Here is a 16,255-nt window from a genome sequence, read left to right as displayed (position 1 = left end):
CGTGCAATGCGCCGCCCGCGCTGTGACGCCTCAGGCTGGCCGCCCGAATACGTCCATCCACAAGGTACGGATTGCCTCACGCTCGGCTTCGGCCGCGCCCTCCGGCAGCCGTGCTTTCTCTCCGTTGAGCCGCAGCCGGTGTTGCATGCGGCGCAGGGTGCGATAGGCGTCAGCCGCGGCTTTGGCATGGGCGGCGTCGACCAGACCGAGTTCCCCAGAGATCCGCGCGAGCGCGATGTTGCCGAGGTTGGCAACCAGCTTCGGATGCGCGTGGGCGTGGCCCAGCACGAGATACTGGATGATGAACTCGAAGTCGATGAGGCCGCCGGTGTCGTCCTTGACCTTGAAGCTCGCGTCGCGACTTGCGTGTTGGTCGAGCATCTTGCGCCGCATGGCGATCACTTCTTCCGCCAGCTTCGTGAGGTCGCGCGGGCGGCGCAGCAGTTCTTCGCGGGCGCGTTCGAACTTGGCACCGACTTCGGCATCGCCGGCGACAAAACGGGCGCGTGTCAGCGCCTGGTGTTCCCATAGCCACGCCGATTCGTCCTGGTACTTGCGGAACGCATCGATGCCGCTGACCAGCAGGCCCGATTCGCCGTTGGGGCGCAGCCGGGTGTCGGTGTCGAACAGGGTGCCGGCTGAGGTGCGTGCAGATAGCCAGGTCAGCAGGCGCTGTGCGAGGCGGGCATAGTTCTCGGAGGCGGACGGATCTTCGTCGTCGTAGAGGAACACGATGTCCAGATCGGATGCATAGCCGAGCTCCTTGCCGCCCAGCTTGCCGTAGCCGATCACCGCAAAGCGCGGCGTCTCGCGGTGGCGTTGCTTGAGCTTGCGCCAGCACTGGCGCAGCGTTTCCTCCAGCACCACATCGGCCAGCGCCGAGAGGTGATCGCCGATCGCTTCCACCTCCCATTTGCCGGCAATGTCCTGGTGCAGGATGCGGAATACCTGCGCATGGTGCTGCTCGCGCATCAGATCCATTTGCCGTTCGATATCCGGTTCGGCTGCGTCAAGCTGTTCGCGCAGGTGCTGGGCGAAGGCAGGCCAGTCCGGCGCTTCTTCCAGCTGACGTGCGTCGAGCAGTTCGTCGAGCAAGATCGGGTGCGTGGTCAGGTAGTCCGCCGCCCAGCTCGATGCGGACATCAGCTCCATCAGGCGACGCAGGGCTTGCGGGTACTGCTGCAGTAGCGCGAGGTAGGCACCGCGGCGGTTGATGGCATCGAGCAGCGTGAGGATGCGCGCCAGCGTGTCGTCCGGATTCGGTTGTGCAGCACAGCCTTCGATGATGCGCGGGATCAGCGCGTCGACGCGGCCGCGGATGCTTTCCGGCAGTTGGCGGTAGCGGTGGCCTTCGCGCATCTGCGCGAGGCGGTCGGCCGCTGCGGTCGGATTGCGGAACTGCATCGCCTCGAAGCGGTTCGCGACATGTTCCGGCGTGATCGTCGCATCCCACAGTTCATCGAGCGCGTGGTCGGCTTCGTTCGGGTCGCCGCAGGCGGCTTGGAAGCTGGCGCTGACGACTGTACGGTGATGCTCCAGCTCCGCCGCCATGGCGGCTTCGTCCGCAAAGCCCATGGCGATCGCGATGCGCGCGCGGTCTTCCGGCGTCGCCGGCAGGTCGTGCGTCTGTGCGTCATCGAGGTATTGCAGCCGGTGTTCGAGCCGGCGCAGGAAGACATAGGCATCGCCCATCGCGGTAACGGCGCCATAGTCGAGCACGCCGCGGTCGGCGAGCGCTTCGAGCACCTGCATCGTCGGCTTGATCTGCAGCCCTGCGTCGCGGCCGCCGCGGATGATCTGGAACACCTGCGCAGTGAATTCGATCTCGCGGATGCCGCCCGGCCCGAGCTTGATGTTGGTCGCCATTTCGCGCCGCGCGACTTGCGCCCGGATCTGCGCATGCAGCGCGCGCATCGCGTTGATTGCGCCGAAGTCCAGGTACTTGCGGAACACGAAGGGGCGCACGATGTCGGCCAGCTCATCCAGCCGCTCACCGCACAGCGGGCGTGCCTTGATCCACGCAAAACGTTCCCACTCACGGCCTTGTGCGATGAAGTAGTGCTCAAGCGCGTCGAAGCTCGATACCAGCGGGCCCGAGTCACCGTTCGGGCGCAGGCGCATGTCCACACGGAACACGAAGCCGTCTTCGGTGACTTCGCCGATCGCAGCGATGATCTGGCGCCCGAGGCGGGTGAAGAAGTCGAAGTGCGACAACGGCCGCGGGCCGGTGGTGTCGCCGTCTTCCGGGTAGGCGAAGATCAGGTCGATGTCGGACGATACGTTCAGCTCGCGTCCGCCCAGCTTGCCCATGCCGATGATCACCATGCGCATTGGCGTGCCGTCGGCGCAGGCCGGCGCGCCGTGGCGCTCGGCGAGCCCGGTGTGGAGCTGGTCGTGCGCATGCGCGATGCAGACCTCGGCGAGCCGCGTCATCGTCTCGGTGACTTCTGCGAGCGGGGCGAGGCCCAGCAGGTCGCGCGCCGCGGTGTGGCAGATCACCCAGGTGCGCAGGCGGCGCAGGCCACGTTTGAGCTGCGCCTCGTCGGGCGCCTCGCGGGCGAGGAAGTCGCGCATCGCCTCGGCGCCCATCGGTGCGTCGATTGATGCCTCCAGCAAGGGCGCCAGCCAGGGGCGCGCGGCAAGCTCGCGTTGCAGGTAGCGGCTCGCGGCGAGTGCAGGCGTAAGCCGTTCAGTCAGTGTGCCGACGGTTTCCATGGGGCCTCGGGTCGGGTTTCCAATAGAATTCGGGTTCGCATCGGTGCAATAGCCTGTTCGAAGCGGAGCCGGTGTGGCGGCGCGGAACAGGCCAGAGTGGGGTGCGTCTGTACCTCGATTGTATTCGCCGCCCCTGATGCTGCCTTCGTATTTCCGCTTTCAGCTTTCCCGCTATGCCCCGGCTGGCGCGCAGACCCCATGGGTGCGCGTGGCCGTGCGGCTGGCCGTGGCGGCCTTCTTCATCGCTGGCCTTGCGCTGCTGGCCCTGCGCTATGCCGTACTGCCGCGCGTAGGTGAGTGGCGCCCGCAGGTCGAGCAGCGCCTGTCACTGGCGATTGGACTGCCGGTCAAGCTCGCACGCCTCGACGCCGATTGGGATGGCTTGCGCCCGCGTCTGCGCCTGCACGACCTGCGGCTGCACGACGCCAACGGCGCCGAAGCGCTTCGGCTCGCGTCGGTTGATGCTTCCTTGTCGTGGCGTTCGCTCTTCGTTGGCGCGGTGCGCCTGCATCAGCTGACCGTCGATCGGCCGGTGCTGAGCCTGCAGCGCGATACCGACGGCGCCGTGCATTTGCAGGGCTTGCCTGCTACTCGCGGGGCCGATCACAACGCGCTGACCGAATGGGTCTTCGCTCAGCCGAGCATCGTGATTCGCGGGGCCCGGCTGACCTGGGTGGATCTGAAACGCGGTGCGCCCCCGCTGGCGATGACGCAGCTGAACCTGCGCCTTGAGAACGATGGCCGCGAGCACCGATTCGGCCTGACGGCGCAGCCGCCGATAGCGCTGGCCTCGCCGATCGACCTGCGCGGTCGGCTGGAAGGTGAGCGCGGCAGCACGGCGGACCATTGGTCCGGCCAGCTCTATGCAAGCGTCGATCGTGCCGATTTCGCTGCCTGGCACCCGTGGTTCGACTGGCCGATGCATGTGGCAAGCGGCGTTGGCGGCACGCGGCTGTGGCTGACGCTGGAGGCCGGGGCGCCGGTCGCAGCCGTCAGCGAGCTTGCGTTGCGTGATGTAAAACTGCTGTTCGGCGACCGGCTCGGCGCGCTCTCGCTGCGCCGCCTGACCGGCCATCTCGAAGCGGCGCGGCGGGGTGGCACCTGGCTGATTGGTGGGCGCGAATTGGCGCTTCATACCGGTGCGGGGCAGGCGCTTGCCCCGGCCAGCTTCCATCTGGAGCGCAGCGCGGCCGAAGGCGGCAAGCCGGCGCATGGCGAGTTTTCTGCAACCCAGCTGGATGTGGGCGCCCTGGCTGCCATGGCCGCGCACCTGCCGCTGCCTTCTGCGTGGCGCGACCGCTTGCAAGTGCTCGCGCCGCACGGCGTGTTCGAGCAGATCAAGCTTGCCTGGACCGGTGAAGACGGCGTGCCCGCGCAGTATCGGGTTGCCACCCGCTTCAAGGGGCTCGGGCTTGCGCCACACGGCCTCTGGCCTGGCGGCGACGGTTGGTCGGGTTCGCTGGAAGCGAATGAGCGCGGCGGGCGCTACGACCTCAGCGTCGCCAAGGGCGAGATCGCGCTGCCAGCGGTGTTCGAGCAAGGCGAGATCCCGATCGACGAAGCCGCTTTTGTTGGCGACTGGACGCTGCGCAAAGGCGAAGCCAGCGTACGCCTGACCGATGGCCGCTTCAGCAACGCCGATGCGGCGGGCAGCGCAAGTGGTGTGTGGCGCACGCGCGGCACCGGGCCCGGCGAGATCGACATCACCGCCCAGCTGAGCCGCGCCGACGGCCGCGCCGTGTGGCGCTACATGCCGTTGGTGGTGGCCGCCGACGTGCGGCACTGGCTGCGCGATGCGATCACCGGTGGTGTGGCCGAGGATGCGCGACTGGTGTTGCGCGGCGATCTGGCGCATTTCCCGTTTACCGACGATCCGAAGGGCGCCTTCACCGTCGACGCGCGTGTGCGCGGTTCAAGGCTTGCCTACGCGCCGGCTTGGCCCGCAATCGACGACATCGACGGCTCGCTGCACTTCAACCGCGCGCGGATGGAAATCGACGCCGATCGCGGCAAGGTGTTCGGCGCAAACGTATCGAAGGTGAAGGCGGTGGTCGCCGACCTGAACCAGGGGCATCTGGTGGTGGATGGCCATGCCGCCGGCCCGACGCGGGAGTTTCTGCAGTTTCTCAACGCCAGCCCCATCGCCGCGAGCGTCGGCTATTTCACGCGCGGCGTCGAGGCGGTGGGCGATGGTGCGCTGAGTTTGCATCTCGCCGTGCCCCTGGCCGATCCAGTGAAGACCACGACCGAGGGCGAATTCCGGTTTGCCGACAACCGGCTGCGTCTGCTGCCGGGCTTGCCGGAACTCTCGTCTGCCAGCGGGCGCTTCAGCTTCACCGAGTCGCGCTTCGCGATTCCCGAGGCGAGCGGCTTGTTCCTCGGCACACCGGTCAAGGTGCGCGGTGATACCCGGCGCGATGGCGCCATCGAGATCGAGGCGCGCGGCAGCGTCGCGGTGCGGCATCTGGCGAGTCAGTTCCCTTCGCCGGTATGGGATCACCTCGCGGGGGAAACGCCGGTCACGGCGCGCGTCGTAACGCGCGAACACGATGTCAGCCTTGCGCTCGACACCAGCTTGCTCGGCGTGGCATCCAGCCTGCCCGAACCGTTCAACAAACCCGCCAGCCAGGTGCAGCCGATGCATCTGGACTGGCGCTGGTCGGGTAGCGGGCAGCAGGGTCGGCAGCAGGTGGAGGGCGGATTGGCCGGGCGTGCGCGGGTCAGGTTCGAACTCTTCGATCGCCCCGAGGGTTTGCAGATCGAGCAAGGTGTGCTGGCACTTGGCGGCGCCGAGGCCAGCCTTCCGGCGCACGGGCTGGCGCTGCGTGCGCGACTCGATCGCCTTGACCTCGACGCGTGGCGCAGCGCGATCGGGCGTTCTGGCTATGACGAGGGTGCGCCGCCTTTCGACAGCATCGACGTGCGTGCCGGCGATCTGGTGCTCAAGGGTCTGCGCTTCCACGATCAGGGCTTCACTGCCCAGCGTACCGGTACGCTGTGGCAGGGGCAGTTGAAGGGCCCGGCAGCCGAAGGCGACGTTTCTATCGACATGGCGGGTGCAGGGCGTGTGCAGGGGCGGCTATCTCGCCTTGCGCTGTTGCCCGCGCAGCGCCGCACATTGCCGCTGGTTGAGCAGGTGAACGGTGGCGAGCGGCAGATGCCGCGGCTGGACATCAAGGTGGCGTCGTTTGCGCATGCCGCCCGCGAACTGGGCGCGCTGACCCTCCGCGGCACGCCGGATGGGAACGATTGGTTGCTCGATGAACTGCTGTTGAGCAACGACGACGGCAAGGTGGCGATGACCGGTGCCTACATCGATGGGCATACGCGGGTGCGCTTCGAACTGGATGCACACGATGCCGGCGCATTGCTGGGCCGGCTGGGCCATGCGGGCTTGCTGCGCCGGGGTGAGGTGAGCGCCAAAGGCTTCCTCGACTGGCAAGGGGCGCCGGAGGCACCGCAGCTCGCCTCGCTGTCCGGCGGCTTCGATATCAAGGCCTCATCGGGTCAGTTCAGCAAGATCGATCCAGGCATGGGGCGCCTGCTCGGCGTGTTCAGCCTGCAGGCGCTGCCGCGCCGCGCCACGCTGGACTTCCGCGACGTGTTTTCCGAAGGATTCGCCTTCGACAGCGTTTCCGGTAGCATGAAAATCAGCCATGGGGTGATGCGGACCGAAGACCTCTCGATCCGCGGGCCCGCGGCGCAGGTGTCGATGCGCGGTAGTGTGGACCTGAGCGCGGAGACCCAGCGGCTGCAGGTTCAGGTACAGCCAACGCTGTCGGAAACCGTTGCGCTCGGGGCGGCGCTGGGGCCGGCGATCGGCACGCTCAACCCGGCGGTCGGCCTGGTGGCGTATCTTGCGCAGAAGGTCTTGCGCGACCCGATCGAGAAGATCTTTACCTACGAGTACGCCGTGGACGGCAGCTGGGACGAACCGCGGGTGCGCAAGCTCTCGGGCGGCGCCGCACATTCGGACAACAACGGAGGTGAGCAGTGAGCAAGGCATACCGTGTGGCCGCGGTGCAAATGGTGTCGGGCCCCGACGTTGCGGCAAACCTGCAGGAGGCCGAGCGGCTGATTGCCGACGCTGCTGCGGGTGGGGCGCAGCTGGTGGTGTTGCCCGAGTACTTTGCGCTGATCTCGCCGGACGAAACGGCCAAGCTCGCGCTGCGCGAGCCCGATGGCGATGGCCCGTTGCAACGCTTTCTGGCCGAGACCGCCGTACGGCATCGGGTGTGGCTCGTCGGCGGCACGATCCCGCTCACCGCTGAAGCGGACGACAAGGTGCGTAACGCGATCCTGGTGTACGACGACACCGGACACCGCGTCGCGCGTTACGACAAGCTGCATCTGTTCGGCTTCCGCAAGGGTGCGGAAGCCTATGATGAGTCGCGCACGATTGAGGCTGGCGCCGAGGTCGTCACCTTCGATGCCCCGTTTGGCCGCGTCGGGCTCTCGGTCTGCTACGACCTGCGATTCCCTGAACTCTTCCGTGCAATGGGCGATCTGGCACTGATCGTGCTGCCCGCTGCATTCACCGAAACCACTGGCCGCGCGCACTGGGAAGTGTTGCTGCGCGCACGGGCCGTTGAAAACCTCTGCTACGTGCTGGCGAGCGCGCAAGGGGGTGAGCACCCTGGCGGCCGTCGCACCTGGGGCGACAGCATGCTGATCGACCCTTGGGGCACGGTGCTGGCGCACCTGCCACGCGGCGCCGGCGTGGTGCTGGGCGACATCGACACCGAACATCAGCGCACGCTGCGCGAGAGCCTGCCGGCCCTGCAGCACCGCCGACTTTGACTGGAACAACATGACGACTACGACAACCGAGCGCGCAATGGACACCGCCGAGCGCCTGCTGCTGGCACCGGGGCGCTTGAACCTGGCTTCGATCGAGCGATGCTTTGGCACGCTGATGGCACATCGCCTCGACTATGCCGACCTGTACTTCCAATACCAGCGCGCCGAGGGCTGGAGCCTGGAGGAGGGCATCGTCAAGTCCGGCTCCTTCAACATCGAGCAAGGGGTTGGCGTGCGTGCGGTGAGCGGCGAGAAGACCGCCTTCGCCTATTCGGACGACATCAGCGCCGCAGCACTGGAAGCGGCGGCGAAGACCACGCGCGCGATCGCTGCGGCGGGTGCAACCGCCGTGGTGCCGGTGCGCGCCGCAAAACAGCGGCCTGCGCTGTACCCGGCGCACGATCCGATCGGTTCGCTGCCGGATGCCGAGAAGGTGCGCCTGCTCGAACGCATCGAGCAGATCGCTCGTGGCCTCGACCCGCGCGTGACTCAGGTGATGGCCTCGCTCGCGGCAACCTGGGAAGTGGTCATGGTGGCGCGCGCTGATGGCCACATGGCGGCCGATGTGCGGCCGCTGTCCCGTCTGTCGGTGGTGGTGATCATGGAAGAGGGCGGGCGCCGTGAGCAGGGTTCGGCCGGCGGCGGCGGCCGTCACGATTACGCCGCCTTTACCGACGAAGTGCTGCGCGATTTCGCGCAGAAAGCGGTGCACCAAGCCAGTACCAACCTTGCCGCACGGCCCGCGCCGGCCGGCATGATGACGGTGGTGCTGGGCAACGGCTGGCCAGGCATCCTGCTGCACGAGGCGATCGGCCATGGCCTCGAGGGCGACTTCAACCGCAAGGGCAGCTCGGCCTTTGCTGGCCGCATTGGTGAACGCGTCGCCGCGAAGGGCGTCACCGTGGTGGATGACGGCACCCTGCCGGGCCGTCGCGGATCGCTGACGGTCGACGACGAAGGCAATCCCACGCAACGCACCGTACTGATCGAGGATGGCATCCTCACCGGCTACATGCAGGACATGACCAACGCGCGGCTGATGGGCGTGGCACCCACCGGCAATGGTCGCCGCGAATCGTTTTCGCACCTGCCGTTGCCGCGTATGACCAACACCATCATGCTGGCCGGCCAGCATGATCCGCAGGAGATCATCGCGTCGGTCGAGCGCGGCCTCTACGCGGTCAATTTCGGTGGCGGGCAGGTCGACATCACCTCAGGCAAGTTCGTCTTCTCTGCTGCCGAGGCGTGGATGATCGAGAACGGCAAACTGGCCTATCCGGTGAAAGGGGCGACGCTGATCGGCAACGGCCCTGACGCGCTGACACGGGTTTCAATGATCGGGAATGACCTTGCGCTGGATCCGGGCGTCGGCACCTGCGGCAAGGAAGGGCAGAGCGTCCCGGTCGGCGTCGGCCAGCCGACGATCCGGCTCGATGGCCTGACGGTTGGCGGTACCGCGTAAGGAGGCTTTGATGCGTAGACGTGAGCTTGTGCTGCTGGGCTTTGCCTCGCTGGTCTCGGGCCCGCTCGCCGCTGCGGTGAAGAAGGCCGCGCCGCAGGTGTCGCCACGCGTGTTGATCAACCAGGCGGGGCAACTCGCGATGCATGCCGAGCGGATCGGCAAGTACTGGATGCAGATGGGCGTGGGTATCGACGTTCAGCGCGCCGGCCTGCATCTGCAGGATTCGACCCGCGCGTTCGATCAGCTGTTCGCCGCCCTCGGACGCAGCGTGCATGGTGAGCAGATGCTGCTGATCGAACAGCGCTGGCGGGTGTACCGCATGGCCTGGGGAGCGAAACCCGCGCCGGAAGGCGTGCGCCGTGTTGCGTCGCTGGCGCAGGACCTGGGTGAGCAGGGCATGAAGCTCGTCAATCAACTTGCCAAGGCGCAGGCGGGTGACGAAGCGCGTCGCGTTGCGGATGCGAGCGAGGCACGCATGCTGACCCAGCGCATGGCCCGCATCGCGCTGATGCGCCAGTGGAGTCAGGCAGCGCCCGACGCGTCGCTGCAACTGGATCAGATGCGCAAGACGTTTTCCGCCCGCCTTGATTCGCTCAACGCGGACACTGGCTTGCCGGACACAGCGAAGGGCGATCTTCAACTCGCACGCCAGCAGTGGGCGTTCCTGGATCAGGCGCTTGCCACCAAGGAGGACCTGAAGGCGACCACGCAAGCTGCCAATCTCGCCGAACGCGAGCGCGAACTCCTCGACAGCTTTTGCGGTCACCTCGCCTGAGCCCGTTCCTGGCTGCCGTGCCACGCGCGCTGCGGTGGTGCGGCGCTCGTTATTCGAATTTCCTCTTTTGAAATACAGTTTTCGTGGTTTGTTGATCTAAAGCGTTCGCGGAAAATGCGGGCATTGCATCGCTGGACGATTCCAACAATGAAACGCACGCTTTTCGCTGCCGCGCTCGCGCTGGCCGCATTCGGGGCCCAGGCGCAGACTTCGCTGCTGAACGTGTCCTACGACGTGGCCCGCGATTTCTACAAGGACTACAACCCGCTCTTCGCCGCAGCGTGGAAAACCAAGACCGGCGAAGTGTTGGAGCTCAAGCAGTCCCACTCGGGCTCGACGAAGCAGGTGCGCGCCGTGGCCGACGGGTTGGAAGCCGACGTCGTGACGATGAATCAGGCCACCGACATCCAGTTCCTCGCCGACAAGGGGCTGGTAGCGGCCGACTGGGCCAAGAAGTTCCCGAACAACGCCTCGCCTTACACCTCGACGATGGTGTTCATCGTGCGCAAGGGCAACCCGAAGCAGTTGCGTAACTGGCCCGACCTGGCCAAGAGCGGCATCAGCGTGATCCTGCCGCACCCGAAGAACACCGGGAATGGCCGCTACAGCTACCTCGCGGCCTGGGGTTGGGCGCAACGCCAGCCGGGTGCCACCGAGGCGAGTGCGAAAGGCTTCGTGGCGGCGCTGCTGCGCAATGCGCCGCTGTTTGCATCGGGCGGTCGCGATGCGACGACGACCTTCATGCAGCGCAAGCTCGGCGACGTGCTGATCACGTTCGAATCCGAAGCCGAGCTGATTGCCCGCGAATTCGGCCGTGGCGAGTTCGAGGTGGTGTACCCGAGTGAATCGATCCTCGCGGAGTTCCCGGTTGCGCTGGTCGAGAAGACCGTGGACAAGCGCAACACGCGCAAGCAGGCGCAGGCTTACCTCGAATACCTCTGGTCGCCTGCAGGCCAGGAGAATGCCGCACAGAACTACCTGCGCCCGCGCGACCCGGCGGTGCTGAAGAAGTACGCGGCGCAGTTTCCGGCGATCAAGACCTTCACGGTGGATGAGGTCTTTGGTGGCTGGAGCAAGGCGGCGGCGACGCACTTCAAGGACGGCGGCAGCTTCGACCAGCTGTACGTCAACAAATAACCTGACGCGGGGCCGCTACCAGCGGCCCCAAGGCGCTTCATGACCAGCAGACTCGCTCACAATGTTTTGCCGGGCTTTCGGCTCTCGCTCGGCTACGCCATCACCTATCTATCGCTGCTGGTGCTGATACCGCTGGGTGCCCTGATCGCCAAGAGCAGCGCGCTGAGCCCGGCCGACTTCTGGGCCGTGGCGACCAACGAACGCGCCCTTGCGGCCTATCGTGTGACCTTCGGCGCATCGCTCGTTGCGGCACTGATCAACGCCGTGTTCGGGCTGATCGTGGCTTGGGTGCTGGTGCGCTATCCCTTTCACGGCAAGCGCTTTGTCGACGCGCTGGTGGACCTTCCTTTCGCGCTGCCGACAGCGGTGGCCGGTATCACGCTGACCACCCTGTACGCGGGCAACGGGTGGATTGGCCGCCTGATCGAACCGTTCGGTATCAAGGTGGCCTTTACACCGCTGGGCATCATGGTGGCGCTGACCTTTGTGACGCTGCCCTTCGTCGTACGTACGCTGCAACCGGTGATCGAGGACATCGAGCCCGAGATCGAGGAGGCAGCCGCGACGCTGGGTGCAAGTCGCGCGCAGACGCTGTGGCGCGTGGTGCTGCCCCAGCTTTTTCCTGCCTGGCTGACCGGGTTTGCGTTGGCGTTTTCGCGTGCCGTTGGCGAGTACGGCTCGGTGATCTTCATCGCCGGCAACATGCCGATGGTCTCCGAGATCACGCCGCTGTTGATCATCTCCAAGCTCGAACAGTACGACCTCGTCGGCGCGACGGTGCTGGCGGTGGTGATGTTGGTGATCTCGTTTGTGCTGTTGCTGTCGATCAACCTGCTGCAGTGGTGGGCCGCAAACCGGCACACCGGGCGTACGCCCGTGGAAGCGGCGGCGCCGGGTGCGCGTATCGAAGGGGCCGCAGCATGAGCGGCAGAATCGCGAACACCGAATCGCGCTGTGTGCGCTGGCTGCTGTGCGGCCTGGCCTTCGCTTTCCTGTTCCTGTTCCTCGTGCTACCGCTTGCGGCGGTGTTCAGCGAGGCGCTGGCCAAGGGCTGGGGCGCCTACCTTGAAGCCTTGAAGGAGCCGGATACCCTTAAGGCGGCAAAGCTGACGATCCTGATCGCGCTGATGGTGCTACCGCTGAACATTGCGTTTGGTGTTGCCGCGGCCTGGGCGATCGCGAAGTTCGACTTCCGTGGCAAGAGCCTGCTCACGACCCTGATCGACTTGCCTTTCGCGGTGAGCCCGGTGGTCGCGGGCTTGCTGTTCATCCTGATCTTCGGTGCGCAGGGTTGGTTTGGGCCGTGGCTTGCTGCGCACGACATCAAGATCATCTTCGCCGTACCCGGCATGGTGATCGCCACGCTCTTCATCAGCGTGCCCTACATCGCGCGCGAGCTGATCCCGCTGATGCAGGCACAGGGGCGCGACGAGGAGGAGGCCGCGGTGTCGCTCGGCGCTTCCGGCTGGCAGATGTTCTGGCGCGTGACGCTGCCCAACATCAAATGGGGCTTGCTGTACGGCGTGATTCTCGCCAACGCGCGGGCGATGGGCGAGTTTGGCGCGGTGAGTGTGGTGTCTGGCCATATCCGTGGCGAGACGAACACGCTGCCGCTGCACGTCGAGATTCTCTACAACGAATACAACGCAATCGGTGCGTTTGCGGCGGCGAGCATCCTTGCCCTGTTGGCACTCGTCACCCTTGCGGCCAAGACCTTCGTCGAGTGGCGCATGCGACGCGAAACAGAAGTGCTGTCGGCGGCATTGCCTCCGGAGCGCGGCGCCGCCGCCAGCGACCTGCGCATCAACGGGAACCCCTCATGAGTATCGGCATTCGCAACATCGGCAAGCGCTTCGGCAGCTTTGTAGCGCTCGACAACATCTCGCTAGAGATCCCCACCGGGGAACTGGTGGCGCTGCTGGGGCCGTCGGGCTGCGGCAAGACCACGTTGCTGCGCATCATCGCCGGTATGGAGGTCGCCGATTCGGGCCAGATCGCCTTTTCGGGTGAGGAAGCCACGCACCTGCATACGCGCGAGCGGCAGGTCGGCTTCGTGTTCCAGCACTACGCGCTGTTCCGTCATATGACGGTGTTCGAGAACGTCGCCTTCGGCCTGCGTGTGAAGCCGCGCAGTGAGCGCCCCTCGGAAGCGAAGATCCGCGAGAAAGTGATCGATCTGCTCAAGCTGGTGCAGCTTGACTGGCTTGCCGAGCGCTACCCCAGTCAATTGTCTGGCGGTCAGCGTCAGCGCATCGCACTGGCACGTGCGCTGGCGGTAGAGCCGCGCGTGCTGCTGCTCGACGAGCCCTTTGGCGCACTTGATACGCAGGTACGCAAGGAGTTGCGCCGCTGGCTGCGCCGTTTGCACGACGAAATGCACATCTCCAGCGTGTTCGTTACGCACGATCAGGAAGAAGCGCTGGAAGTCGCCGATCGCGTGGTCGTCATGAACCAGGGGCGAATCGAACAGGTGGGCTCGCCGGACGAGGTTTACTCGAATCCTGCGACGCCCTTCGTCTACCAGTTTCTTGGCAACGTGAACGTCTTCCATAGCCGCCTGCATGGCCCCTGGGCCGAGGTGGCGCGCGATTCGAATTCGCAGGCAACCGCCTTCGTGCGCCCGCACGATATCGAGATCCTGCGCGAAGCCGTGGCGGGGGCGCTTGCCGCCGAAGTGGCGCATGTGCAGGCGATCGGCCCGGCGGTGCGTGTCGAGCTCACTCATCAATCCGAAGTGATCGAGGTTGAGCTGTCGCGTGAGCGCCATCTGCAGCTCGGCTTGTCGAGCGGCGATGCGGTATGGCTGTTGCCAAAGAGCGTCACGGTATTTGACGCAGCGGGCAGTGAGCCGCGTCGTTGGGTGCCCGACTGGGTGATCTGATCTCCCGCCCTGTGAACTAAACCAGGCCGCAGAGTCGGAGGCGGCCGCTCGCGTTACATTCCGATTAATGCATTCGGCATTATCCGATAAGCACGTCACGGCGCGTCGCGAAAACACGACGCTGTCGCCTTTAAGCCTGTCGTAGCAGGTCTACATTCTCCATTGCGGCAGCCCTGAAGCCACCAGCTGAACGAGCCTGAGCCGCGGCCCTTTGTTGATGGAGACGAGTCATGACTTGCAGACCTGGTCTGCTGCGGACCTTGATCGCGGCAGCATCCCTTATCGTGGCGGCGCCAATGCCCGCCCACGCCTCGGCGTTGTTCAGTCAGATGGTGGTGTTCGGCGATTCGCTGTCGGACAACGGAAACTTCGCCGCAGCCACGGGCGGCATCCTGCCGCCGGCGACGGTCTACCCGGGGGGGCGCTTCAGCAACGGGCAGGTCGCCGTGGAGTACCTCGCCTCCCGGCTGGGGCTCGCGTCTTCGCAAGTTCATGACTATGCAACCGGCGGCGCGCTGACTGGTTACGATAACCTTGCCAAGCATGATCCGGCGCTGACGAGCGATCCGATCCTGAAGGGCATCATCGATGCGGCGGATCTGCCCGGCATGCGCACCCAGGTCGATCGCTACGCGTCCACGACGCCGATCGACCCGACCGCGCTGTATGTGGTGTGGGGGGGCGCAAACGACTTGTCCGCCGCGGCAAGCAGCCCGCTGGCAACCCCGGCCACGCTGGGCGCCGCGATCGCGGAAGCTGTTACCAACCTTGGCACCATCACGCAGCAATTGATCCTTGGCGGTGCGCAGCATGTGCTCGTCGCCGGGATGCCGAATCTCGGGCTGACGCCGTCTGCGCGCGCTGCCGGCCCGACCGTTGCGGCGCAGTCCGCGGCGCTGAGCGGCATGTTCAACACCGCGTTGAACGGCGTGCTGGATTCGGTCGATATCGCGGCGCCGGGCCGTGTCATCCGCTTCGATACCTACGGCTTTCTTGGCAAGCTCGTTGCGAACGCGGCGGACGAGGGCCTGGGCGACGTCGCCGATGCTTGCCTATACACCGCTTGTGCCGCCAATCCGGCGGACTGGAGCAGTTACCTGTTCTGGGATGCGCAGCACCCGACCACGCGCGGGCATGAGTTGATTGCCGATGGTCTCTACGACGCCGTGGTGCCCGAACCGCCGGCACTGGCGCTGAGTCTGCTTGGCGTCGCGATGCTTGGGCTCACTCGGCGATCGCGCGCGGCTCGCGTCTGATCGGGCGGATGCGCCACCAACGGTGGCTTAGTGTTGGGGCGCAGCCGTTTCCACCAGGCTGCGCCACGCCTGCCGCACCGCGCTCGCATGCAGGATCGAGGTGTGCGTCTCATCAAAGCCCAGCATGCGTTGCGCCTCGGTCTGTGCCTCGCTGCGCAGTTGGCTTGCGAGGCTGATCGTGCCGTCGCCAGAATCGCCGTGATAGCCGAAGAACAGGCCGAAGCGGGTTGTCGGAGGCATCGGGGTGCTGAAGAGCGCACGCTGAAAATCGCTATCGACCTGCATATCGATCCATGACGGGATCGCAACCGGCGCGTACTTCACACCGAGTTCGGCCGCTTCGTGACCACGCCACGGGGTCGAGAGTGTGACGAGCAGGGGCACCTGACGCTCGTCGCCCCGCGCCGCAAGCCGTTTCAGATAGCTCATCGAGACAAGCCCGCCCATGCTGTGAGCGGTCACGACAAGCTGCTCGAAGCCGTATTCGCGGCGCAGGCTGGTCACGATGCCATCCAGCATTTGCACAACGGTGCCGAGGCGCAGCCCGGAGGGGTAGTAGTACACCCAGGGTTGAAAGCGCTTGCGATCGAGTTCGGCGATGAGTGATTCAAACTCGCGCGGATTGCCGCCCGCGCCATGTACGAACAGCACTGGTGTCTTCTTCGGATCGAAGGCTTGCAGGAAGTAAACGCCGCCCCCTATTTCGCTGAGAAAGTCGGTCGGTGCCCACAAGCCCTTCTTGCCCCCGTCCGGTGAGAACGCCGGATCGTCCAGATCCACCTGATCACCGAGTGCGATCTGCAACTCCTGACGCTTCACCTCCGCCAGGCCAGCGAGCGCGGCGCGCTCGGCGGGCGATAAGGGTGCTGCGCTGTCCAGCGAAAAATCGAGGCGCCCCACGCTCCGACCACCCTGCGCCGTAACGGCGTGATCGAGGGCGCCGAACGGCTCGCTGGCATCGAGGCGCCGGTTGCGGTTGCGGTCGGCGAACGCCACCAGTCGATAGGTCTTGCCCGCCTGAACGCGCAACAGGTAACGCCCATTCGCCCCCGCTTCGGCGTAGTTGAGTACCGACTCATCGCCCTCAGCACCGGCCAGCGCGGCGACGATCACCGGCGCGGCGTCGCCTGCAACGCCGCTGACCTCGCCGTAAAGGCCGGATAGTGCTTCGAGGTCCCGCACGTTGCGCTGCAATTCGTTGAACATGCGTGGCATGCAAGCGGTGCAGC

The 16,255-nt window shown here is 65.9% G+C and carries 11 protein-coding genes; 9 read left to right on the top strand and 2 right to left on the bottom strand.

Going from position 1 to position 16,255, the window contains the following annotated elements:
- Window positions 1–30: 30 nt before the first annotated feature.
- The gene (gene glnE / locus JY500_RS15255) at window positions 31–2,715 is read right to left on the bottom strand and encodes a bifunctional [glutamate--ammonia ligase]-adenylyl-L-tyrosine phosphorylase/[glutamate--ammonia-ligase] adenylyltransferase (protein WP_206253691.1); all 2,685 of its coding nucleotides are present in this window, start codon (window positions 2,713–2,715) and stop codon (window positions 31–33) included.
- A 136-nt stretch (window positions 2,716–2,851) separates the two neighbouring features.
- Here glnE and JY500_RS15250 point away from each other — a divergent pair, with 136 nt between their 5' ends.
- The 9 genes from JY500_RS15250 (at window position 2,852) to JY500_RS15210 (ending at window position 15,026) form a co-directional block, all read left to right on the top strand.
- Complete coding sequence (locus JY500_RS15250; protein WP_206253690.1) at window positions 2,852–6,712, top strand: YhdP family protein; 3,861 nt, start codon at window positions 2,852–2,854, stop codon at window positions 6,710–6,712.
- A gap of 29 nt (window positions 6,713–6,741) precedes the next feature.
- Window positions 6,742–7,515, top strand: a complete 774-nt coding sequence (locus JY500_RS15245) for a carbon-nitrogen hydrolase family protein (RefSeq protein WP_206256509.1) — start codon at window positions 6,742–6,744, stop codon at window positions 7,513–7,515.
- A gap of 10 nt (window positions 7,516–7,525) precedes the next feature.
- On the top strand, window positions 7,526–8,977 hold the full coding sequence (tldD, locus tag JY500_RS15240; RefSeq protein ID WP_172197665.1) for a metalloprotease TldD: 1,452 nt from the start codon (window positions 7,526–7,528) through the stop codon (window positions 8,975–8,977).
- Between the two features lie 10 nt (window positions 8,978–8,987).
- Window positions 8,988–9,752: a hypothetical protein gene (locus JY500_RS15235; RefSeq protein ID WP_206253689.1), complete on the top strand. Its 765-nt coding sequence runs from the start codon at window positions 8,988–8,990 to the stop codon at window positions 9,750–9,752.
- Between the two features lie 147 nt (window positions 9,753–9,899).
- Window positions 9,900–10,889 (top strand): sulfate ABC transporter substrate-binding protein, encoded by a 990-nt coding sequence (locus tag JY500_RS15230; RefSeq protein ID WP_206253688.1) that lies wholly within the window; start codon window positions 9,900–9,902, stop codon window positions 10,887–10,889.
- A gap of 39 nt (window positions 10,890–10,928) precedes the next feature.
- Window positions 10,929–11,813 (top strand): sulfate ABC transporter permease subunit CysT, encoded by an 885-nt coding sequence (cysT, locus tag JY500_RS15225; protein WP_206253687.1) that lies wholly within the window; start codon window positions 10,929–10,931, stop codon window positions 11,811–11,813.
- A complete protein-coding gene (gene cysW, locus JY500_RS15220; protein WP_206253686.1) occupies window positions 11,810–12,712 on the top strand; it encodes a sulfate ABC transporter permease subunit CysW in 903 nt (300 codons plus the stop codon). The genes cysT and cysW overlap by 4 nt, the downstream gene beginning before the upstream one ends.
- On the top strand, window positions 12,709–13,770 hold the full coding sequence (locus JY500_RS15215) for a sulfate/molybdate ABC transporter ATP-binding protein (RefSeq protein WP_206253685.1): 1,062 nt from the start codon (window positions 12,709–12,711) through the stop codon (window positions 13,768–13,770). Before cysW ends, JY500_RS15215 begins: the two co-directional genes overlap by 4 nt.
- Before the next feature lie 230 nt (window positions 13,771–14,000).
- A complete protein-coding gene (locus tag JY500_RS15210; protein WP_206253684.1) occupies window positions 14,001–15,026 on the top strand; it encodes an SGNH/GDSL hydrolase family protein in 1,026 nt (341 codons plus the stop codon).
- Window positions 15,027–15,053: 27 nt separating this feature from the next.
- Here the strand turns inward: JY500_RS15210 and JY500_RS15205 are convergent, their stop codons facing one another.
- Window positions 15,054–16,232: an esterase/lipase family protein gene (locus JY500_RS15205; protein ID WP_206253683.1), complete on the bottom strand. Its 1,179-nt coding sequence runs from the start codon at window positions 16,230–16,232 to the stop codon at window positions 15,054–15,056.
- Between the last annotated feature and the right edge of the window lie 23 nt (window positions 16,233–16,255).

Origin of the sequence: Niveibacterium microcysteis (assembly GCF_017161445.1) — a bacterium.
Taxonomy (GTDB): Bacteria; Pseudomonadota; Gammaproteobacteria; order Burkholderiales; family Rhodocyclaceae; genus Niveibacterium; species Niveibacterium microcysteis.
Note: the sequence above shows the minus strand (reverse complement) of the source record. Positions and strands in the feature narration are given on the sequence as shown.

Bases quoted from the DNA above. Each gene is read 5' to 3' on its own strand.
- glnE (WP_206253691.1), bottom strand. From the start codon at position 2,715: ATGGAAACCGTCGGCACACTGACTGAACGGCTTACGCCTGCACTCGCC.
- JY500_RS15250 (WP_206253690.1), top strand. From the start codon at position 2,852: ATGCTGCCTTCGTATTTCCGCTTTCAGCTTTCCCGCTATGCCCCGGCT.
- JY500_RS15245 (WP_206256509.1), top strand. From the start codon at position 6,742: ATGGTGTCGGGCCCCGACGTTGCGGCAAACCTGCAGGAGGCCGAGCGG.
- tldD (WP_172197665.1), top strand. From the start codon at position 7,526: ATGACGACTACGACAACCGAGCGCGCAATGGACACCGCCGAGCGCCTG.
- JY500_RS15235 (WP_206253689.1), top strand. From the start codon at position 8,988: ATGCGTAGACGTGAGCTTGTGCTGCTGGGCTTTGCCTCGCTGGTCTCG.
- JY500_RS15230 (WP_206253688.1), top strand. From the start codon at position 9,900: ATGAAACGCACGCTTTTCGCTGCCGCGCTCGCGCTGGCCGCATTCGGG.
- cysT (WP_206253687.1), top strand. From the start codon at position 10,929: ATGACCAGCAGACTCGCTCACAATGTTTTGCCGGGCTTTCGGCTCTCG.
- cysW (WP_206253686.1), top strand. From the start codon at position 11,810: ATGAGCGGCAGAATCGCGAACACCGAATCGCGCTGTGTGCGCTGGCTG.
- JY500_RS15215 (WP_206253685.1), top strand. From the start codon at position 12,709: ATGAGTATCGGCATTCGCAACATCGGCAAGCGCTTCGGCAGCTTTGTA.
- JY500_RS15210 (WP_206253684.1), top strand. From the start codon at position 14,001: ATGACTTGCAGACCTGGTCTGCTGCGGACCTTGATCGCGGCAGCATCC.
- JY500_RS15205 (WP_206253683.1), bottom strand. From the start codon at position 16,232: ATGTTCAACGAATTGCAGCGCAACGTGCGGGACCTCGAAGCACTATCC.